At 47.1% G+C, this 21,709-nt stretch carries 20 protein-coding genes; 16 read left to right on the forward strand and 4 right to left on the reverse strand.

Annotated features, from left to right (window positions below):
- Positions 1-53: 53 nt before the first annotated feature.
- Both purF and ABY436_RS03010 read left to right on the forward strand, forming a co-directional pair.
- Entirely contained in the window at positions 54-1,580 is a 1,527-nt protein-coding gene (purF, locus tag ABY436_RS03005) for an amidophosphoribosyltransferase (protein ID WP_372737545.1), read from the forward strand.
- Between the two features lie 13 nt (positions 1,581-1,593).
- Complete coding sequence (locus ABY436_RS03010) at positions 1,594-2,811, forward strand: O-succinylhomoserine sulfhydrylase (RefSeq protein ID WP_372737546.1); 1,218 nt, start codon at positions 1,594-1,596, stop codon at positions 2,809-2,811.
- Here ABY436_RS03010 and thpR read toward each other — a convergent pair whose 3' ends face one another.
- A complete protein-coding gene (gene thpR / locus ABY436_RS03015) occupies positions 2,812-3,339 on the reverse strand; it encodes an RNA 2',3'-cyclic phosphodiesterase (protein ID WP_372737547.1) in 528 nt (175 codons plus the stop codon).
- Positions 3,340-3,378: 39 nt separating this feature from the next.
- Here thpR and ABY436_RS03020 point away from each other — a divergent pair, with 39 nt between their 5' ends.
- Positions 3,379-4,356, forward strand: a complete 978-nt coding sequence (locus ABY436_RS03020) for a tRNA dihydrouridine synthase (protein ID WP_372737548.1) — start codon at positions 3,379-3,381, stop codon at positions 4,354-4,356.
- A 27-nt stretch (positions 4,357-4,383) separates the two neighbouring features.
- Here the strand turns inward: ABY436_RS03020 and amrS are convergent, their stop codons facing one another.
- Complete coding sequence (amrS, locus tag ABY436_RS03025; RefSeq protein WP_372737549.1) at positions 4,384-5,460, reverse strand: AmmeMemoRadiSam system radical SAM enzyme; 1,077 nt, start codon at positions 5,458-5,460, stop codon at positions 4,384-4,386.
- Between the two features lie 64 nt (positions 5,461-5,524).
- Here amrS and amrB point away from each other — a divergent pair, with 64 nt between their 5' ends.
- From amrB to ABY436_RS03050, 5 genes are all read left to right on the forward strand, one after another.
- Positions 5,525-6,295 carry an AmmeMemoRadiSam system protein B gene (amrB, locus tag ABY436_RS03030; RefSeq protein WP_372737550.1) on the forward strand — a complete coding sequence of 257 codons (771 nt, stop codon included), beginning with the start codon at positions 5,525-5,527 and terminating at the stop codon, positions 6,293-6,295.
- The gene (amrA, locus tag ABY436_RS03035) at positions 6,282-6,851 is read left to right on the forward strand and encodes an AmmeMemoRadiSam system protein A (RefSeq protein WP_372737551.1); all 570 of its coding nucleotides are present in this window, start codon (positions 6,282-6,284) and stop codon (positions 6,849-6,851) included. The genes amrB and amrA overlap by 14 nt, the downstream gene beginning before the upstream one ends.
- A gap of 39 nt (positions 6,852-6,890) precedes the next feature.
- Positions 6,891-7,397, forward strand: a complete 507-nt coding sequence (locus tag ABY436_RS03040; RefSeq protein ID WP_372737552.1) for a YgjP-like metallopeptidase domain-containing protein — start codon at positions 6,891-6,893, stop codon at positions 7,395-7,397.
- Positions 7,398-7,458: 61 nt separating this feature from the next.
- The gene (locus tag ABY436_RS03045; RefSeq protein WP_372737553.1) at positions 7,459-7,821 is read left to right on the forward strand and encodes a YacL family protein; all 363 of its coding nucleotides are present in this window, start codon (positions 7,459-7,461) and stop codon (positions 7,819-7,821) included.
- 100 nt (positions 7,822-7,921) lie between these two features.
- Complete coding sequence (locus ABY436_RS03050) at positions 7,922-8,053, forward strand: DUF2986 domain-containing protein (RefSeq protein WP_372737554.1); 132 nt, start codon at positions 7,922-7,924, stop codon at positions 8,051-8,053.
- Positions 8,054-8,135: 82 nt separating this feature from the next.
- Here ABY436_RS03050 and pabB read toward each other — a convergent pair whose 3' ends face one another.
- Positions 8,136-9,530 carry an aminodeoxychorismate synthase component I gene (gene pabB / locus ABY436_RS03055; RefSeq protein WP_372737555.1) on the reverse strand — a complete coding sequence of 465 codons (1,395 nt, stop codon included), beginning with the start codon at positions 9,528-9,530 and terminating at the stop codon, positions 8,136-8,138.
- 159 nt (positions 9,531-9,689) lie between these two features.
- Between pabB and ABY436_RS03060 the strand changes: the two genes are divergently transcribed.
- The 6 genes from ABY436_RS03060 (at position 9,690) to prpF (ending at position 17,708) form a co-directional block, all read left to right on the forward strand.
- On the forward strand, positions 9,690-10,547 hold the full coding sequence (locus tag ABY436_RS03060; protein ID WP_372737556.1) for an alpha/beta fold hydrolase: 858 nt from the start codon (positions 9,690-9,692) through the stop codon (positions 10,545-10,547).
- 146 nt (positions 10,548-10,693) lie between these two features.
- Positions 10,694-11,407: a GntR family transcriptional regulator gene (locus ABY436_RS03065; protein ID WP_372737557.1), complete on the forward strand. Its 714-nt coding sequence runs from the start codon at positions 10,694-10,696 to the stop codon at positions 11,405-11,407.
- The gene (gene prpB, locus ABY436_RS03070; protein ID WP_372737558.1) at positions 11,400-12,290 is read left to right on the forward strand and encodes a methylisocitrate lyase; all 891 of its coding nucleotides are present in this window, start codon (positions 11,400-11,402) and stop codon (positions 12,288-12,290) included. Before ABY436_RS03065 ends, prpB begins: the two co-directional genes overlap by 8 nt.
- Before the next feature lie 97 nt (positions 12,291-12,387).
- Positions 12,388-13,518 (forward strand): 2-methylcitrate synthase, encoded by a 1,131-nt coding sequence (gene prpC, locus ABY436_RS03075; protein WP_372737559.1) that lies wholly within the window; start codon positions 12,388-12,390, stop codon positions 13,516-13,518.
- A gap of 91 nt (positions 13,519-13,609) precedes the next feature.
- On the forward strand, positions 13,610-16,219 hold the full coding sequence (gene acnD / locus ABY436_RS03080; protein ID WP_372737560.1) for a Fe/S-dependent 2-methylisocitrate dehydratase AcnD: 2,610 nt from the start codon (positions 13,610-13,612) through the stop codon (positions 16,217-16,219).
- Between the two features lie 310 nt (positions 16,220-16,529).
- Complete coding sequence (prpF, locus tag ABY436_RS03085; RefSeq protein ID WP_372737561.1) at positions 16,530-17,708, forward strand: 2-methylaconitate cis-trans isomerase PrpF; 1,179 nt, start codon at positions 16,530-16,532, stop codon at positions 17,706-17,708.
- Between the two features lie 153 nt (positions 17,709-17,861).
- On the opposite strand, the gene ABY436_RS03090 is transcribed toward prpF, so the two are convergent.
- Positions 17,862-19,475, reverse strand: coding sequence for a cation:proton antiporter (locus ABY436_RS03090; RefSeq protein WP_372737562.1), 1,614 nt, complete (start codon positions 19,473-19,475; stop codon positions 17,862-17,864).
- A gap of 144 nt (positions 19,476-19,619) precedes the next feature.
- On the opposite strand from ABY436_RS03090, the gene ftsY reads away from it, so the two are divergent.
- On the forward strand, positions 19,620-20,957 hold the full coding sequence (gene ftsY / locus ABY436_RS03095; protein WP_372737563.1) for a signal recognition particle-docking protein FtsY: 1,338 nt from the start codon (positions 19,620-19,622) through the stop codon (positions 20,955-20,957).
- A 108-nt stretch (positions 20,958-21,065) separates the two neighbouring features.
- The gene (ruvA, locus tag ABY436_RS03100; RefSeq protein WP_372737564.1) at positions 21,066-21,695 is read left to right on the forward strand and encodes a Holliday junction branch migration protein RuvA; all 630 of its coding nucleotides are present in this window, start codon (positions 21,066-21,068) and stop codon (positions 21,693-21,695) included.
- The last annotated feature ends 14 nt before the right edge of the window (positions 21,696-21,709 follow it).

Consider the following 21,709-nt stretch of genomic DNA (forward strand, 5'->3'; position numbering starts at 1 on the left):
GAGGCCTGATGGCCGCTCAAACAGCTTTTTCTGATCCCCTTGAGGTAGTTTAAATGTGCGGTATTGTTGGGCTTGTAGCCAAATCACTTGTTAATCAGACAATCTTTGATGCGTTAACTGTGCTTCAGCATCGTGGGCAGGATGCCGCAGGCATGGTGACCTGTGAAGGTAACCGGTTTTTTCTACGGAAAGATAACGGCTTGGTTAATGAAGTGTTTCGTACTCGTCATATGAAGCGACTGATGGGTAACGTAGGTATCGGCCATGTCCGGTATCCAACCGCCGGTAGTTCCAGTGCTGCAGAAGCGCAGCCATTTTATGTGAATTCACCGTACGGTATTGCACTGGCGCATAATGGCAATCTAACCAATGCTGATGAGCTGGTTGAGCAGATGTTTCGTGAAGATCTGCGTCATATCAACACTACCTCCGATTCAGAAGTGTTGTTGAATGTTTTTGCACATGAGTTGCAGCATCAGAGAAAGTTAAAGCCGGAACCTGCAGATATTTTTGAAGCAGTGTCTAAGGTGCATAAGCGTGTCAAGGGTGGCTATGCCGTCGTCGCTGTTATTACCGGTTATGGTGTGTTGGCTTTTCGCGATCCTCATGGTATTCGACCTCTTATTTATGGTACGCGTTCAACGCCCGAGGGTGAAGAGTGTATGGTTGCCTCTGAAAGTGTCGCGCTGGATATTGCCGGCTTTACCCGTGTGCGTGATATCGAGCCGGGAGAGGCTATCTTCATTGACATGGAAGGTAACGTTTTTACCCGTCAATGTGCAGAAAAGATTGAACTGACACCGTGTTTGTTTGAGTTTGTTTATTTGGCGCGCCCTGATTCAATTATCGATAATGTTAATGTACATCAGGCGCGTATGCGCATGGGTGTTAAGCTTGCAGAAAAAGTCACAAGTATATTCCCTGATCATGACATTGATGTGATTATGCCGATACCCGATACCAGCCGAACCTCTGCACTGGAAATGGCTAAGCACCTTAATGTTACTTTCCGGGAAGGGTTTATCAAGAATCGTTATATCGGCCGCACTTTTATTATGCCGGGTCAGACGCAGCGCACTAACTCAGTACGTCGTAAGCTGAATCCGATTGAGCTTGAGTTCAAGGATAAGGTTGTGATGCTGGTCGATGATTCCATCGTTCGGGGAACAACCTCCAAACAGATCGTTCAGATGGCAAGAGATGTGGGGGCGCGTAAGGTTTATTTTGCGTCAGCTGCGCCTCCGGTTCGCTTCCCGAATGTTTATGGTATTGATATGCCGTCGCCTGAAGAGTTTATTGCACATAATCGTAGCCCTGATGAGATAGGTGAAGCCATTGGCGCTGACTGGATGTTGTTCCAGGAACTGGATGATTTGAAAGAGTCAGTCGCTGCAGGCAACGCTGACAAAATTAATAATTTCGATTCGTCCGTTTTCGATGGCTACTATGTGACAGGCGATATCGATTCTGCGTACCTAGACCGTCTTAATCAGAAACGTAAAGATGCTGCTAAGGTAGTCCCGGAAACTGTTGATCACGAAGACGAAGCACCTGCTGACCTTCATACAGAAATATCATAAGGGGATACTGATAATGGCAAAACCAGGCTTTGAGCGGGAGCAGCGCATACAGTTTACGTTGGCGCAGGCCGGTCTTTCTACACTAGCTATCAGAGCGGGCCAAACCCGCACAGCTGAAGGCGAGCATAGCGACGCTATTTTTCCGACTTCCAGTTTTGTTTATTCCTCCGCACGAGAAGCGGCGGCGCGCTTTAGCGGTGATGAAGAGGGGAATATCTATTCTCGCTTTACTAACCCGACGGTGCATGCCTTTGAAAAACGTATGGCTGCTCTGGAAGGTGCTGAGCGTGCGGTTGCTACTTCATCAGGTATGGCCGCTATTTTGAGCATTGGTCTGGCCTTGTTGCAGCAGGGTGACCATGTTGTATGTTCCCGCAGTGTGTTTGGCTCTACTATCTCGTTATTTGAAAAATATCTGAGTCGTGCGGGTATCAGTACGACATTTGTAGATCCTAAGGACCTGCACGCATGGGAAGCGGCTATTCAGGCTAACACCCGTTTGCTATTTTTGGAAACTCCATCAAATCCACTGGGTGAACTGACAGATATTAAAGCAGTAGCGGCTATAGCGCATAAACACAATGCCTGGCTCGCTGTTGATAACTGTTTTTTAACACCTGTATTTCAACGTCCTTTTCTATTAGGAGCTGACATCGTTATTCATTCAGCGACCAAGTATCTTGATGGACAAGGGCGATGTGTGGGTGGGGTTGTTGTGGGTTCGGATACGCTCATGGAAGAGATTTATGGGTTTATCCGCACAGGTGGTGCGTGTATGAGCCCGTTTAATGCATGGGTTTTCCATAAAGGACTCGAAACACTGAAGATCCGTATGGAAGCACATGGCCGCAATGCTATGGAAATGGCAACCTGGCTACAACAACAGCCGGGTATTGAAAAGGTCTATTATACAGGTCTTGAAAGTCATGCTCAGCATGCGTTGGCAATGCAGCAGCAAAATGGATTTGGTGGTGTACTGTCATTTGAGGTGCGCGGTGATCAGGATGCTGCCTGGCGCTTTATTGACGCCACGCAGATGGTGTCGATAACCGGTAATCTTGGTGATGTGAAGTCTACTATCACGCATCCAGCAACTACTACTCATGGACGCATGACACCAGAAGCGCGGGCAGAGGCGGGTATTAAGCCTAACTTGATTCGTTTGTCAGTCGGACATGAAGATATTGATGATATTCGTGCCGATATGCAACTCGGGTTGAATGCGCTCTGATTATTCAGGTTTAGCGGAGTAGATCGCTTCGATACGATGAAGTGAGCCGGAAGGGCGGCGCCAGCTGCTTTTCAAATTGAAGTGATCTACCGTAAAGTTCAATGTTTCGAATGTTCTGCGGTTTTCTAATACATTTAAAACCAGATGCTCTTCATTTTTCCGGGTATAGGCCAGTGTAATATGAGGTTTAAACGGCCTCCCTTCAAAGCCCATATCAACCTTATCCAGTGCATCAATAATGCTTAGGTGAAGTTGTGTTATCTGATCTTCAGGTGTCACACCTAGCCAGATATCACCACTACGAAAGCTGCCAAACCGATCACAACGCAGAGTGAAAGGTTCGAAGTTGATTGTTTCCAGTTGACGGTTTAAGTGTGGCAGCCATTTTTTTTGCACCTTGCCTAAAAAGGCTAAGGTGATATGAAGTCTTTCCGGCGGTGTCCAGCTGACGCCGTGGAAATTACAATAGAGCTGAGAAATCTGTTGTTGCACGGTGTCGGGTATGTCTATCGCGATAAAAAGACGCATCCGAGATCCCTCAATTTTTATAGTGATTAAAGCATAAACATGAACGCCACTAAAGTGAATACACAGACAGGTAAAATCATACTCGCTCCGATGGAGGGTGTGGTCGATGCGACTATGCGCCATCTTATCAGCCGTTTAGGCGGAGTGGATCTGTGTGTGACTGAATTTATCCGCATTACTGGCTATGTGTTGCCTGAAAAAGAGTTTCTCAAATCTGCACCTGAACTGGCAAATCAGGGCACTACTGCTTCGGGTATTCCTGTCGTGATTCAATTGCTTGGCAGCGAGCCAGAGCTGTTGGCCATGAATGCTGTGCGTGCTGCGCAGATGGGTGCGCCTGCCATTGATCTTAACTTTGGTTGTCCTTCCAAAACAGTGAACAAACACCGTGGCGGTGCCGTCTTGCTGGATGAGCCAGATATCATCCATGACATCGTAAGAGCGGTACGGCAGGCCGTGCCGGCCAATATCCCGGTGACGGCGAAAATGCGCCTCGGCAATCTGGATAAATCCCTGGCGATAGATAATGCCTTGGCTATTCAGGAAGCGGGGGCTGATAGTCTGGCTGTGCATGCGCGTACAAAAGTAGAAGGTTATAAACCACCGGCGCATTGGGAGTGGATCGGACGTATTAAAGAGCGAGTCGATCTGCCTGTTGTCGCTAATGGGGAAGTGTGGAACTGTGAAGATTATCAGCGTTGCCGTGAACTCAGTGGTTGTGATGATGTGATGATTGGTCGGGGCCTGATTGCCAGACCCGAGTTAGGCCTGATGATTAAAAGTTTTCAGTTAGGGCAAAGCTCAGAGGGACAAGCATGGTCAAAGATTATGCGGCTGTTGCTCGAGTACTTTGATTTCGTAGAACAGAAGTTACCGCCTAAATATGTTCATGGCCGTATTAAACAATGGCTACATATGATGCGCCCGCAACGTGGTGAAGCTGAAAAACTTTTTTTTGAAGTTAAAACTATCAATGATTTGAATGATCTGCGTTCTATTCTGGAGCGCGAGCTTTAATCTTTGCTTCTTCAGCAAGGTTGATTTTTAAGCAGGGTTGATACGTACTACTCTGCGTTTAGCGCCCCAGTCGCCGGGCTGGTCCTCAAAAATACCGGGGATAGGCGTCTGGCATTTTTCACACTTTCCATCATGTATGTGCCATTCGCCGAGTTCATACCAGTCGCGTTCAATCAACAGGGTATGACAATGATGACAGTAGGTAGAGCTCGCCTCAGCATGGTGTACATTGCCTATGTATACGTATCTGATACCATTCGCTAATGCTATCTTGCGTGCTCTTAATAAAGTGGACGTCGGTGTTGGCGGTGTATCCTGCATTTTCCAATCGGGGTGAAATGCCGAAAAATGCAAGGGTATATCGGGCCCTAAGTTATTTCGAATCCATTGGGATAATGCCTCTATCTCTTTGTCAGAATCATTTTCACCTGGAATTAACAGAGTGGTGATCTCAAACCAGAGCGTTGTCTCGTGTTTGAGATAGAGTAAGGTGTCTAGCACTGTACTCAGTTGGCCTCCGCAGATATGCTGATAAAAACGTTCTGTGAAGGCCTTCAGGTCGACATTGGCGGCATCGAAAGATGAGAAAAAGCGGGGGCGGGCGATATCGGTAATGTAACCGGCTGTTACAGCAACACTTTTAATATTGGCGGCTCTGCAGGCAGTGGCAACATCTTCAGCATATTCGAGAAAAATAACCGGATCATTATAGGTAAAGGCGATTGAGCGGCACCCATATTGCTTAGCAGTTAGTGCGAGTTGTTCAGCAGACGCCTGGTCGCAAAGCCGGTCCATATCTCTGGCTTTACTCATATCCCAGTTTTGGCAAAATTTACAGGTGAGGTTACAGCCCGCCGTTCCAAAGGAAAGCACCGCGGACCCCGGCAAGAAGTGATTGAGTGGTTTCTTTTCGATAGGATCAATACAAAAACCACTTGATCGTCCATACGTGTGTAATTTCATTTGCCCGTTTTCATTCCCACGGACGTAACAAACCCCTCTTTGCCCCTCTTTCAAAGAGCAGTGATGAGGACAAAGATCACACTGAATACGCTTCGCATCCAGCCGATGCCAGAAAAGAGTTTCATGATGATCTGGATTCATAAGTCTCACCGGTTTACTATCTATATAGACAATATAAAATATATTGATCGGGGAGGGTAGCATTATGAGTATTCGACCTGCTGCTGTAGCCGGACTATTTTATCCGCAAACCAAAACGGATTTATATCATTTATTATCTGAAATGTTGCCGCAACACAGCCCTACTCATCCAAAAGCATTAATCGTACCGCATGCCGGTTATATTTATTCCGGGCCCATTGCTGGTCAGGGATATGGCCTGTTAAAAAAAGGCGAATCCTTCGACAGGGTTTATCTTTTTGGTCCGAATCATAGGGTGCCGTTAGATGGCTGCGCTGTGCCTGAAAGTGAATTCTTCTCTACTCCTTTGGGTGAGTTACCCGTCGATCAGAAAGCGATTGCTTCATTATTAAGGTTTCCGGCGGTAATTGCTTCTGATGAGGTGCATGCTGAAGAGCATTGTTTAGAGGTTCAGCTGCCTTTTTTGCAATATTTGCAGATTAGCGCACCCATCGTGCCGGTGGTGGTGGGTGAGTGCCCGGCTTCCGTAGTGGCGGACATTATTGAGCCAATACTGGCTGAGCCGAAGACTCTCGTCATTATCAGTACAGATCTGAGCCATTTTCATACCTATGAAAACGCGTTACAGATTGATGCACATACTGACCTGAAAATAATGAATGCGGATCATGATATTAAGCCGACAGAGGCGTGTGGTTGTCATGCTTTGAATGGCTTTTTACTGGCGGTTAAAAGGCAGAGCATGGTGATAATAAAAATGGCGCTCGGTAATAGTGGCGACACCGTAGGCGATAAAAACCGAGTGGTTGGCTATGGTTGTTATGTCGTCTATTGAGTTGAATGACGAGAAAAAAAAGGCGCTCGTTGCTTGTGCCAGAAGGTCCATCCAGCAGGCGTTGTCCGGGCAATGGGATCAGAATCCCGCAGAACTGTTATCGGATGAAAACGCTGCGACTTTTGTGACGCTGAAGCTGCAAGGAATGTTGCGTGGCTGTATAGGGTCACTTCACGCCAGTCAGCCTCTTATGCTGGACGTTTGGCACAATGCATATAATGCGGCATTTCGTGACCCTCGTTTTTTACCCTTAACAGTCAATGAGTTTGATCTGATCCAGATTGAGGTTTCTGTATTGACCCCTGCCGTTGCATTGAATATTGATAGTGAAGAAGCGCTGCGTGATATACTTCGTCCCGGTATTGATGGCGTGATACTGGAAGAGGGTGCTCGCCGGGCAACCTTCTTGCCGGCAGTATGGGAAACGCTGCCACAGACGGAAGATTTTTTGCTGCATTTAAAGCGTAAGGCAGGGTTGCCTGATGATTATTGGAGTCCTTCAATCCGGGTCTCGCTCTATCAGGCGATTAAATGTACTGAGTCTCCAGGTTATTGATTGAGTAAAGAAGTTAGTTATGTGTAGTGGTGCCACTTTATGTCCTCTTTGAAATACCTTTCTGCGTATGCGCCAGAGTTGCAAAGTCAAGTTAAGCAAATGATTGAACAGCAGCGCCTGGCTGATTTTTTGCTGAAAAAATATCCGGATACACACGACATTAGTAACGATAAATATTTACGCGCATATGTCATGGCGCTAAAAAATCGCTATCTGAAGAAGTCAGTTCCGCTGAGCAAAATTGCTTATGACAGTAAGATACATGTGATCAATAATGCATTAGGTTTGCATAGTTATGTGTCGCGGATTCAGGGCGCCAAACTGAAAAGTAAAAATGAAATTCGTATAAGTGCTATCTTCAAAAAAGCGCCTGAAGCGTTCTTGAATATGATTGTTGTGCATGAGCTGGCTCACCTGAAAGAGAAAGAGCATAACAAAGCTTTTTATCAGCTTTGCCAATATATGCTGCCCGAATACCATCAGTTAGAGTTTGAGATGCGTTTATATCTAACGCATTTGGAGCGCAATGGGGCGCTTTATTCTTAAATTGATGTAGAATGCGCGCCCCGTTATGTAACTTTCAGATCAGCAATCAGCAGAGAGCGCTATGGACTACGAATTTAGTATTGATGAGTCAGGACGTCCGCAGGCTAAATTTTCCATGGGAGCCGAAGCGATAGGTCGTTGGTTTTCTGAAGAGCTGTCTGATGATCAGCAGCAAATTAATCAATTAGTGGCAATTGTTGAAACACTTGAGCAAGGCGCAATAAGCGATTACCAGCAGTCGGGCAAAGAGTTTCAATTGCGGCTCAATCAACATGAAATTGAAGTCATTGCTTTAGCGCTTGATCTGGGTTTTGATGACGAGCTCCCAGAAGAAACTAACCTTTATGATGAAGAATCGTACGCGGGTTGTGGCTTGCCGGATTTTAAGCAAGCGTTGTTATCGTGGCAATCGTTTGTCGCTTAGTCTGAAACCTGACATAGAGAGCTGACGGGTAATTTTCATATCCAGTCAGATAGCTTTACAATAAGCTTCGAACATATTTTTATAAAGCTGCAGTGGACTCATGAACAGAAAGAAAAAAATAAATAGTATTCTTATTAAGCGGGCCAAAAAAGCTAATAGTAAGCTCAACCCTGTTACTAAGCCGCGTTACATCTCGAAAGAAGATCGAGCTAAATCCGAAAACCCTGAATGATTGGGTGGGTTACCGTAGGCAAGTGACTTAGCTCCCTTCCTTATATCTTCTTACGATTAGCCGGGCTTTATATTGGGTAGACTCACAGAGCCGTTAGTGTAGAAAGTAGGTTGTTAACCTTGTCGTAAGTCTCTTGATATTCCATCTCACTAATTGAATCGGCCACAATTCCCCCACCTGCCCAGCAATGGATCTTATTCTTTTCGACCAGTAGTGTTCGAATGGTAATGCTGGTATCCATCTGCCCGGTTGTACTGATGTAGCCAATACTGCCGCAATAGATGCTGCGCCGATGTGGCTCCAGCTCGTCAATGATTTGCATAGATCTTATTTTGGGCGCGCCAGTGATAGAGCCGCCCGGAAAACAGTGTCGCAACAGGCTAACCGGTGACTCGTCAGGTTCCAGTGTGCCGATGACTGTACTCACCAGATGATGTACATTTTTATAACTCTCAACGGCAAACAGTGAAGGAACCTTGACGCTATGGGGCTGGCAGGCTTTGCTAAGATCGTTGCGCAGCAGGTCGACTATCATGACGTTTTCAGCCTGGTCTTTTTTTGAGTGGCGTAGCTCTTCTGCCAGCTGTTGATCCTTTTGCGGGTCTGTTCCGCGAGGGCGTGTCCCTTTAATTGGTTGGGTAATGACATGGCCGTCTTTATCGGTCGCTAAAAAGCGCTCAGGAGACAGCGACAGAACGGCGCCATGTGGTGTATCAAAATAGGCCGCGTAGTGTGTTGGTGCGGCAGTGCGAAGTTGTTGATAAGCGTGCCATGGATCTCCGCTGCACGTTGCGCTGAATCGTTGTGCCAGATTGACCTGATAGCAATCACCTGCATGGATATAGTCATCAATTTTTGCCAATGCCTGATGGTACTCTGTCTCATTCAGATTACTGGCGAACCCGGAAGTTAAATGAAATGCTGTATTTACACGGGGTGATGCTTTAGAGACCTGCTCTGCAATTTTATCAAAGGCAGTGGCACTAATAAGGTGTGATCCATTCAACCAGGCAGTTTGCGTGAGGTGATCGATAATAATGGACCAGCTATACAAGCCGACATGCATCTCCGGTAGAAGCGTATCATTGATGGCTTGATCGGGTAGGTCTTCCAGCGCCCGGCCCAGGTCGTAGCTGAAATGACCTACTAGCCCTCCATTAAATGGTAGCTCATCATGTGTTTCAGTCAGTGTCTGTGCGGGCGCTTCAGTCTGACTGCTTCGCGAGTACTGATAGAGCGCTTCAAGTGCTGCAAACGGATCCTGATTCGTTGAAATATCAATAGGCAGGTTATTACCGGTGAGTACGCCATGCTGATAGCTTAACTGGCATAAAGGAGCCGCCACCAGAATATCAAAACGCCCCCGCTCACTGTCGGGCTTACCACTGTCTAGCAGAACGGCATTGCCCATGCCTCTGATACGTTCAAAGTAGCGTGTGGTGCTGGTTTTATATGACAGTGAAATGCGTTTAAGCACCCGATGGACCTTTATTAATGAAAAAAGAACTGCATTTTACGCATCCTACTTATGGATAGCGAGCATATGGATCACGAGAGTTACTCTTTGCCTGTCTTTATCTGAAGGTTGATTCACGTATACTGGATTGTAGACAATTTACAGGAATTGGATTCATTTATGCGAAATGGCCAGAATGCCAGTCGACAAGAACTGCATGTAGCAGATCAGGTCATTACCTACCGTATCTATAAAAACCCCAAAATAGATAATGATAAAAAACTCGTATTACTGCATGGCGCGGGAGTTGCCGGGGAAGATACCTGGGGGTTGATTGCATCAATGCTGACGCAATGGCAAGAGATATTAGTGCCTGATCAGCGCGGCATGGGTGATACCTATTACCCTGACCGTTGCGAATATCCTTTCAGTGCTCAGGTGCTGGTGGCAGATTTGAATGCGCTGGTGGACCATCTGGGCTGGTGGGAGTTTGATCTGGGAGGCTACTCTCTTGGCGGGATGGTATGCATGCTGTTTAAACAACAGCACTCAGAGCGGGTGAAAAAGCAGTTTTTATTAGAGTCGGCATTATTGGATCGACCTTGCTGGGATTCTACACTTCAGTTACGACAGCGTTATAGTGAGGCAGCAAATCATTTGCGTAGTGATAATCGGGATATCGGTATTCGTAATTTTATGGACACTATATCGCCAAATCGTAGGACATCAGTACAAATTGATGATCTGACCGCGTCGCGTTTAGGGCGAAGGCCGCTGGGTTTTGCCTATGCACTGGATTGTGTAACAGAAGCGATTAACAGTATTGACAGAGAGTCGTTAGTTGCCGCGCAGGGTGATGTGACCAGTCTCATAGGCGGCCTGAGTGTTGATCTGATGCATCAATACCATAGAGATATGGCAGAAGGCCTGCCGAATTGGCACTATTTTATGGTGCCCGGGACAGACCATTCTTTGCCTTTTCAGAAGCCTCGGCAGATAGCCAGAATAATGAATGAGGAGACCCTGAGGTTTCGCTAGTCTTGAGTCGATAATAATAAGGGAATACTCTTAAACTTTTGTATAGTGTTGACAACTTTATTCTTTTATACGGTTGACGCGCCTAAAATGGCGATGTATCGTTGGTTTTATAAAAGATTGTCGACAATCCTAGCAGGCAGATTGTAATGGCAGATATAAAAATAATGAATGAAGCTCCGGTAGAAAGTCGTACGTTAGCCGATAAAGTGTGCGAACAAATAATAAATGCCATCGTCGTCGGTGAAATACCTCCCGGCCAGAAGATTAGTGAGCCTGAACTGGCACGTATTTACGGTATCAGTCGTGGGCCTTTACGAGAAGCAATGAGACGACTTGAAGCACTGCGGTTAATTGAACGTAAACCACACATTGGTGCGCGAGTCGTAAAGCTTAACGAAAAAGAACTGATCGAAATATACCGGGTTCGCGAAGCATTAGAAGGCATGGCGTGTCGCATGGCGGCAGAGTTCATGACAGATGAAGAGATAGCCAGCCTGCGAGTTTTATTAGATGAGCATGATCGCTCAATAACACAGCTGGATGGTCGATCCTACTTTCAAAAAGAGGGCGATCTGGATTTTCATTACCGAATTGTGCAGGGCAGTAAAAACGACACATTATTGGAACTGCTCGGCAGTGATCTGTACCACTTGGTACGTATGTACCGTTATCAATTCAGTGTATCGAGTTCTCGTCCCACGCGCGCACTCAAAGAGCATCGACAGATTGTTGATGCGATTGAAGCGAGGGATCCTGAGTTAGCAGAGATTTTGATGCGCCGGCATGTCAGTGCAGCGCGCAAGAATATTGAAGAGAAGCTGAATATATCAACCGACCTCAAAGGGGAAAAACATGGCTAAACTGACTGCAGGCGGACGTTTCCGCAAAGCGCTACTAGAAGCAAAACCACTACAGATCGTTGGTGCAACTAATGCTTATCATGCAATGATGGCTGAGCGGGTGGGCCACAAAGCCGTCTATTTGTCAGGGGGCGGTGTTGCAAACACATCCTATGGTCTGCCTGATCTGGGTATGACGTCCATGAACGATGTTCTGGAAGATGTACGTCGTATCACCAGTGCAGTAGAAACACCGTTGTTGGTTGATATTGATACGGGTTGGGGCGGAGCTTTCAACATCGCTCGTACTATTAAAGAGATGACTAAAGCAGGCGCTGCCGCAGTTCATATCGAAGATCAGATTGCTCAGAAGCGTTGTGGACATCGTCCGAACAAAGAGATCGTTTCTCCTCAGGAAATGGTTGACCGTGTTAAAGCGGCTGTTGACGCTAAAACAGATGATGATTTCTTTATTATCGCACGTACCGATGCTTTTCAGATGGAAGGCCTTAACTCTGCCGTAGATCGTGCTCAGGCATGCCTTGAAGCCGGTGCTGATGGTATTTTTGCGGAAGCCGTGCATACACTGGAAGATTACAAAGCGTTTGCGGATGGCATTAATGGTGCGCACTTGCTGGCGAATATCACTGAGTTTGGTGCGACCCCTTTGTTTAATACTGAAGAGCTGGTAGCTAATGGCGCTAGTATGGTGTTGTACCCACTTTCGGCTTTCCGTGCAGCGAACAAAGCTGCTTTGAATGTATACGAAGCATTGCTGCGCGATGGCGATCAGAAAGCGGTAGTTGATACGATGCAGACACGTATGGAGCTTTACGATTTCTTGAACTACCACGATTTTGAACAGAAACTTGATGCGCTTTTTGCAGAAGGTAAAAATAAGTAAATTTGTTGATTAGCCGTAATCGCAAGATTTTAACTCAATAATTAGAAATAAACTGGCGCGGGAGGGTAACCCTCCCAATGACAGAAGGAGAAACCGGATGGCAGAAGCAAATAAACTCAGTGGTGCAGGCCTGCGTGGTCAGTCTGCTGGTGAGACTGCACTCTGTACTGTGGGGCAAACCGGTGCAGGTCTGACTTACCGTGGTTATGACATTAAAGAATTGGCTGATAAAGCTCAATTCGAAGAAGTGGCATATCTGTTGTTGTATGGAGCTTTACCAACACAAGCAGAGTTAGATGCTTACAAAGCCCGCCTGAAAGGTATGCGTTCATTACCGGCAGCACTAAAAACTGTTTTGGAACAAATTCCTGCCAATGCACATCCGATGGATGTCATGCGTACGGGGTGTTCTATGTTGGGTAATCTGGAAACAGAGCAGGATTTCTCCGGGCAACGTGATCATATCGACCGTATGTTGGCTGTGTTTCCGGGGCTGATTAACTACTGGTATAACTTCAGTCATCATGGCAAGCGTATCGACGTAGAAACTGGTGCAGACTCTATCGGTGAGCAGTTCTTGTGGACGCTGCATGGTAAAAAGCCGGACCCATTGCATATAGATGTTATGCATGCTTCTTTGATTCTGTATGCAGAGCATGAGTTTAATGCCTCTACTTTTGCAGCGCGTGTGTGTGCTTCTACGCTGTCTGATATTCATAGCTGTGTAACCGCCGCGATTGGAACACTGCGTGGTCCTTTGCATGGTGGTGCAAACGAAGCGGCCATGGATATGATTCAGGACTGGAAAACGCCTGATGAAGCGGAAGCGGAAATCATGGGTATGCTGGAGCGTAAAGATAAGATTATGGGCTTTGGGCATGCGATTTACCGTGAGTCTGATCCACGTAATGCCATCATCAAAGAATGGTCTCGTAAACTCTCTGCACAGGTAGGTGATACGGTGTTATTCCCTGTCTCTGAGCGTGTTGAAGCGGTTATGTGGCGTGAGAAAAAGCTGTTTTGTAATGCTGATTTCTTCCATGCATCGGCATACAATTTCATGGGAATTCCGACTGCGTTGTTTACTCCGATCTTTGTATGTTCACGTGCTGCAGGCTGGACTGCACATGTTATGGAGCAGCGTGCGAATAACCGAATCATACGCCCGAGCGCCGACTATACAGGCCCTGATTCTGCGGATTGGGTTGATATCGCAAACCGCGGCTGATTTTGATTCGTTTTGAACGTTGATTAAGAAGAGGGTAGGCATTTTGTTGTGCCTGCCCGGCCTCTCTGAACATTACTCGATGGAGTAAGCTATGAATACTTTATATCGCAAATCATTACCGGGCACAAAACTGGATTACTTCGATACGCGTGCTGCAATCGAAGACCTTCAGCCTGGTTCCTATGCAAAACTACCTTATACCTCTCGTGTGTTAGCCGAACAGCTTGTACGTCGTTGTGATCCGGAAACGCTGACCGACTCACTGAAGCAGCTTATTGAATTCAAACGTGAGTTAGATTTTCCTTGGTACCCTGCACGTGTTGTCTGTCATGATATTTTAGGCCAGACAGCCTTAGTTGACCTGGCCGGTCTGCGTGATGCTATTGCTGAACAAGGTGGTGATCCATCTAAAGTCAATCCTGTGGTCCCTACTCAGCTGATCGTTGACCATTCTCTGGCGGTAGAAGCGGCTGGTTTTGATCCCGATGCATTTGAAAAGAACCGTGCGATTGAAGATCGTCGTAACGATGACCGCTTTCACTTTATCGAGTGGTGTAAGACTGCATTCGATAACGTCGATGTGATTCCTGCCGGTAATGGCATCATGCACCAGATTAACCTGGAGAAAATGTCTCCGGTAATCCAGGCGCGTGACGGCGTTGCTTACCCGGATACTTGTGTCGGTACTGACTCTCATACCCCTCACGTAGATGCCTTAGGTGTTGTCGCGATTGGGGTGGGTGGTCTTGAAGCTGAAACCGTCATGCTGGGTTTGCCATCTATGATGCGCCTACCCGACATTATTGGTGTGAAGTTGATCGGTAAACGTCAGCCAGGCATTACTGCGACTGACATCGTATTGGCCATTACTGAATTCTTGCGTAATCAGAAAGTGGTATCCGCTTATCTGGAGTTTTTCGGTGAAGGTGCTAAAAACCTAACCATCGGTGACCGTGCAACTATCTCCAACATGACACCTGAGTTTGGTGCGTCTGCGGGTATGTTCTACATTGACGAGCAGACCATTGATTATCTGAAGTTGACTGGCCGTGAACCTGAGCAGGTGGCTCTCGTTGAGCAGTATGCTAAGCTGACCGGTCTATGGGCGGACGATCTGGAAAACGTTGAATATGAACGTGTTCTTGAATTTGATCTGTCCACGGTTGTTCGCAACATGGCTGGCCCGTCTAACCCGCATCGCCGTCTGCCAACTTCTGCGCTGAACGAGCGCGGTATCGCTGGCGACGACATGCTGGCAGCGGCTAAGGCTGAAGAGGCTGATGGCCTGATGCCTGATGGTGCGGTTATTATCGCCGCTATCACCTCGTGTACCAATACCTCTAACCCACGTAACGTCGTGGCGGCAGGCTTAATAGCTAAGAAAGCCAACGAGCTGGGTCTGGGGCGTAAACCTTGGGTTAAGACCTCCTTCGCCCCCGGTTCTAAGGTTGCCAAACTGTATCTGGAAGAAGCTGGCCTGCTGTCTGAGATGGAACAGTTAGGCTTTGGTATCGTCGGTTACGCTTGTACTACCTGTAATGGTATGAGTGGCGCGCTGGATCCTGTGATTCAGCAAGAGATTATTGATCGTGATCTGTATGCCACCGCCGTATTGTCCGGTAACCGTAACTTCGACGGCCGTATCCACCCGTATGCTAAGCAAGCGTTTCTGGCGTCGCCTCCGCTGGTAGTAGCCTATGCGATTGCCGGTACGATACGTTTTGATATCGAGAAAGATGTACTGGGTACTGATAAAGACGGTAAGCCGGTCACTCTGAAAGATATCTGGCCGAGTGATGAAGAGATCGATGCGATTGTTGCCAAGGCCGTTAAGCCTGAGCAATTCAGCCAGGTTTATATCCCGATGTTTGATTTGGGTGCGGTAGAAAAATCTGTTAGTCCGCTGTACGACTGGCGTCCACAGACCACCTACATCCGTCGTCCTCCCTACTGGGAAGGAGCTTTAGCGGGTGAGCGTACGATGAAAGGTATGCGTCCACTGGCCGTGCTTGGCGATAACATCACAACCGATCACCTGTCCCCATCAAATGCCATACAGGCGTCTAGTGCTGCAGGCGAATATTGCGCCAAAATGGGTTTGCCGGAAGAAGATTTCAACTCTTACGCCACGCATCGTGGTGATCACCTGACAGCACAGCGTGCAACGTTTGCTAACCCTAAATTGCTTAACGAAATGTGCCTGGATGAAAACGGTAACGTCAAGCAGGGATCACTGGCACGTATTGAGCCGGAAGGCAAAGAGAGCCGTATGTGGGAGGCGATTGAAACCTACATGGAGCGTAAGCAGCCGTTAATTATCGTAGCGGGTGCTGATTATGGTCAGGGTTCATCACGTGACTGGGCTGCGAAAGGTGTGCGTCTGGCAGGTGTGGAAGCGATTATGGCGGAAGGCTTTGAACGTATTCACCGTACTAACCTTGTTGGTATGGGGGTATTACCGCTGGAATTTAAAGCGGGTGAAACACGTAAAACCTACGCTATTGATGGTACAGAAACCTTTGATGTAGAAGGCGATATTTCTCCTCGTGCAGAGCTGACTGTTATTATTCATCGTACCAATGGCGAAACGGTTAAAGTACCCATGACGTGTCGTTTGGATACGGCTGCCGAAGTTCATGTCTACAAGGCGGGTGGTGTGCTACAACGTTTTGCTCAGGATTTTCTGGAAGGAAACGCTTAAGCATTGTATCTGCCAGGTAACCGGTAAGCGTTGTTATGTGTTGTTTACAGTTCGCGGCAGTGGCTGCGAACTGTAAACAACAGTGCATACCGGTACCATTCTCAATATTATTCTTAGTATTGAGAATGGTGTTTTGAAGAAGAAAGTCCTTCATTGCTTCTGTTGAGTCATGGCTGACAGACGACTGAAAGAAAAGTAAAGTCGCAGCTGACGTTATTAAGGTTTTTCTTAGCAATGGTGTTGATTGAGAAAACAGCGCCCCATTAGCCAGGCCCCAGTAGCCAGGCCAAAGTAGACAGGATAAGAAATTATGTCACACGTCCCGCAGATTAAAATCCCCGCTACTTATATCCGTGGCGGTACCAGTAAAGGTGTGTTTTTCCGCCGTCAGGATCTTCCTGAAAGTGCTCAGGTTGCTGGTGCAGCGCGCGATAAAATTCTTTTGCGCGTGATTGGTAGCCCAGATCCCTATGGCAAGCAAACAGATGGTATGGGCGGCGCAACCTCTAGCACCAGTAAAACGGTTATTTTGGATAAGAGCAGCCAGCCAGGGCATGATGTTGATTATCTGTTTGGTCAGGTAGCGATCGACAGGGCATTTGTTGACTGGAGTGGTAACTGCGGTAACCTCACGGCAGCTGTAGGTGCCTTTGCCATTAGTGGTGGTCTGGTCGATGCAGATCGCATCCCACAGGACGGTGTGTGTGTCGTGCGTATCTGGCAGGCTAATATCAAGAAAACTATTATTGCGCATGTGCCCATTACCAACGGCGAAGTTCAGGAAACCGGTGATTTTGAGCTTGATGGTGTCACCTTTCCGGCAGCCGAAGTTCAGGTTGAGTTTATGGATCCCGCTGATGGCGAAGGCTCTATGTTCCCCACAGGCAACCTGGTTGATGATCTTGAAGTGCCGGGTGTCGGTACTTTTAAAGCCACCATGATTAATGCGGGTATCCCGACTATTTTTCTCAATGCTGATGAAATAGGCTACAAGGGTACAGAGCTTCAGGAGGCGATTAATGGAGACCCTGCTGCACTGGAAAGATTCGAAACGATCCGCGCATACGGTGCAGTTCGCATGGGGCTGATAGAGGATGTTTCTGAAGCAGTCGCTCGTCAGCACACGCCAAAAGTTGCCTTCTGTGCTCCTGCGCAGAACTATGTTTCTTCCAGTGGGAAGCAAGTAACTACCGATGATATCGATGTAGCGGTGCGTGCTCTTTCTATGGGTAAATTACACCATGCGATGATGGGGACTGCCGCCGTTGCTATCGGAACGGCGGCTGCTATTCCGGGTACGCTGGTTAACCTGGCGGCGGGTGGCGGTGAACGTAGTACAGTCACTTTCGGTCATCCATCGGGCACGCTAAAAGTTGGCGCCGAAGCGAAACAGGTTGATGGTGAATGGACCGCAACCAAAGCAATCATGAGCCGCAGTGCCCGTGTGTTGATGGAAGGATGGGTTCGCATACCCGGCGATTCATTTTAAATGGTAGTGTTTTATGTTTAATTGAGTTAACTGTTTGAAGTGGGGATGTGGTAAATCTGACTGCCTATCAGGACAGATTTACTTCTACTTCTTTGTTCCCTGCATGGCCTGCCATGCAGGTTTTTTTATCCCCTCTATTAGATTGTTATTAGATTAGTCTCTGGCCAGTGTTAACTCTTGCTTGGGTTGTTTTTCTGCCGGCAGTTCGCCGATTAGCATTAAGCTCTCTTCGGCAAAACCAATACCTGCTTCGGTATAAAAGTTAAACACATTGTCAATACCCGCACTGATAAGCTGCTCACGCTGATCCTGAAAGCGCGCTATCGCTGCTATTTGTCCCTGATAATTTGCGTTACGTAGTTGAATGGTAATGTTCTTATCATCCTCGATCGAAGGCAATGCAAGTAAAACAAGCTTGATAGCAGAGGAATCAAAGCTTTCCCACAGATCAGCGTCTTCACCGTCCCCAAAAAACACATTCAGCCCTTGTTGTTGGAATTCTTTAACACGTAACCGGTCAGCATCCATACCTACGACACGTTGATCTACCATGTTCTGCAGTGCTTTAAAGGCGCCTTTACCTACGCGCCCAAGACCAATAACCAGTATTTCTGCACGGGCTGGTTGGATAAAAAGATCTTCTGTCAGGCGTGTATTGCTTTCGAAGCGCTTGATCAGGTTTTTGTACTGTCCGTAAATTTGATGGGCGTGGCCGTAGAATAAACTGGTTAAAATAAATGAAAATGATACCGCGAGTGCCAGAATTACCAGCCATTCTTTATTGATCCAGCCGGAATCTACGCTCAGCGCAGTGACAATCAGGCCGAACTCACTGAAATTACTTAAGGCCAGAGCGGAGAGAAACGATGTTCGGCCACGCAGGTTCAAGCGTGTGAATATGAAGAAAAATAGTACAAATTTAATAAGAATCAGGCTGGAAATCATGGCTGCCATGCCTATCATTGACCAGTTAGGTAAGGCAGTGAACCCAATTGAGAGGAAAAAGCCAATCAAAAAGAGGTCTTTAAAACTTAATAGTGACTTTGTTAGTTCGCTCGCTTTTGAGTGATGGCTGAGGAGTACTCCGAATAAAAGAGCACCTAAGTCGCCTTTAACACCCACCAGTGAGAAAAGTTCATAACCACCCAAAGCCAGGAAAAAACCGGTGAGTGGCAGCATCTCTCCATGTCCGGCTCTGTTGAGTAAGGCATCCAAAAGCGGGCGAATAAAAATCAGTCCGAACAAGCCCAGCGCCCAGATAGACGGGATCTTACCGGTGGCAAAAACCAGGAAAATAACGGCAACAACATCTTGCATAACCAGAATTCCCACGGCAATTTGTCCATGCCGGGTTTTCATCTCGCCACTTTCTTCAAGAAGTTTAATAATGCATACGGTGCTGCTGAAACTTAGCGCGAAGCCCAGTATGGCAGCTGCTTGAAAGCTCATGTCTGTAAAGTATGGAAACGCGACGACGGCAAGTAATAGAGAAGAGGAGCCGAACAGCAATGTCCAGATGCCCATGTGGGAGAGTGTGCTGGCCCATATTTCCCGTTTAAACAGGTAGGAGACATGTAGTTTAAGGCCAATGGTAAACAGCATTAGGGTAATGCCAAGGTCGGCTAACGTGTTAAGTGACTCTGTCGGTGCGACACCAATGAAATGCAGTACGAAACCCGCTAACAGGAACCCTATAAGTGGAGGCAGGGAGAGTAGTTTTACGGCCAAGCCGCAAACAAATGCAAATAGAATCCAGATAAAGTCCATAGTTCCCTACAATTTTCGTTGAATGGGTTTGTGCAGCGCTGCACTATGATAAGATATTTCTTTTGAAATCATAGCCGTAAGCAACACATTATTATTGCATTTTTTCATTAGTTTTTGGCATATCAAGTGTTTTGAGGAACAAGCATGTTTAAGAAGCTGAGATCAATATTTTCATCCAGCGAAGAGTCGCAAGAAAAGGCGCCTGAAGTTGTCGAGCAGTCTCAAGAAAAGCAAGAAAGTAAACCCGATGATATCAAGCCTGTAGATTCTGACGTTGTAGAGCCTGATCCGGTTAGTCTTGTGCCTGAAGTGGCAAACAACATCACACCAGCAAAGGAAGAACCTTCTGTAGATAGGGTCGCTGAGACCCTTGAAAAGGACGTAGTCGTTGTCGCCCCCAAGCCAGAATCTGAAACAGAAGCTAAAGCAGAAGCTAAACAGGCTGCTGAAATTAAGCCGCTAGATGAAGAAAAACCCGAGCCGGCAGATGAAGCAACGCTCGCAAATGAGGCAAAGCAAGCGCCTGCGATCGCGGCAACATCAGCAGCGGGCGAAGAGCCGGCTAAAAAGGGTATGTTTGCTCGTATGAAGGCGGGTTTAAGCCGGACCAAGGCGAATTTGTCTGAGAAACTGGGTAATCTGTTTCTGGGTAAAAAAGAAATTGATGATGAGTTACTGGAAGATATCGAAACCTTGCTGCTAACCGCCGATGTTGGCGTTGAAGCCACGACCGAAATTATTGGCCGGTTAACCGATAGGGTGGCGCGAAATCAGCTGGCTGATGCTCAGGCATTACATCAGTCGCTGAAGCAGGAGTTAGCAGCATTGCTTGGTCAGGTTGAGCAGCCGCTGGTGATTGATACGCAGTGCAAGCCCTACGTTATTCTAATGGTCGGAGTGAATGGCGTTGGTAAAACGACCACTATCGGCAAATTGACTAAACGCTTTCAGGCTGAAGGAAAGTCAGTCATGTTGGCCGCGGGTGATACTTTCAGAGCGGCAGCCGTAGAGCAGCTACAAGTATGGGGGCAAAGAAATAACGTACCGGTTATCGCCCAGCATACCGGCGCAGACTCTGCTTCTGTGCTATTTGATGCGTTGCAGTCAGCCCAAACCAAGAATGTTGATGTATTGATTGCGGACACCGCCGGGCGCTTGCAGAATAAAGATCATTTAATGCAGGAGCTGGAAAAGGTCGTGCGCGTAATGCGTAAAAAAGACATGTCTGCACCGCATGAAGTGATGCTCGTTCTGGATGCGGGTACCGGACAGAATGCAATGAGTCAGGCCCGGATCTTTAAAGATGCTGTCGGAGTGACGGGTATCACATTGACTAAGCTGGATGGTACCGCCAAGGGCGGAATTATATTTGCCATCGCTAAGCAGTTGCAATTGCCTATTCGTTACATAGGCGTGGGTGAACAGATTGATGATCTACGCCCTTTCGTAGCAGAAGAGTTTGTGGCGGCATTATTTGATTAGAGATCTTGGCACGACTAATTTGTTGATTTCACTGCGTATGAATCGATTGGTATTAGGTAAGTTATACTGTATATTTATCCATGTTTTTAACGGGATGAGAGTATTGCTGTGATAGGGCGCTTAAAGGGTGAGTTAATCGAAAAGCAGCCGCCGCATCTGCTGCTGGACTTACATGGAGTCGGGTATGAAGTCGAAGCTTCGATGAATACCTTTTTTCGTCTACCAGATATTGGCCAGGTTGTTCTTTTACATACGCATTTTGTTGTGCGTGAAGATGCTCAGTTGCTCTATGGTTTTATCGATAAAAAGGAACGTAGCCTGTTTCGCTCTCTGATTAAAGCGAATGGTGTTGGCCCTAAAATGGCGATCTCTATCCTTTCGGGCATGACAACAGAAGAGTTTATTGGTTGTTTACAACGAGAAGATGCCGCAGCCTTGACGCGTATTCCAGGTGTAGGCAAAAAAACAGCAGAGCGCCTGATTGTCGAATTAAAAGACAAGCTTAAAACTTTCCAGCAAGATGAACCTGCCGATTTCCAATTAACCGGAACGGATCTGCCAAATCAGGCCCAGCACTCAGCGGGTTGCAGAGAAGAGGCCGAAAGCGCCTTAGTGGCATTAGGCTACAAGCCAGTACATGCGACCAAAGCGGTTGTTCAGGCAGAGCAGCAACTAGGAATGAATGTCAGTACTGAAGAGCTGATTCGTCTGGCGCTAAAATCGATGATATCGGGTTGATATTGAGTTGATAG

Source organism: Neptunomonas sp., assembly GCF_041601355.1.
In the GTDB taxonomy this organism is placed as follows: domain Bacteria; phylum Pseudomonadota; class Gammaproteobacteria; order Pseudomonadales; family Balneatricaceae; genus Neptunomonas.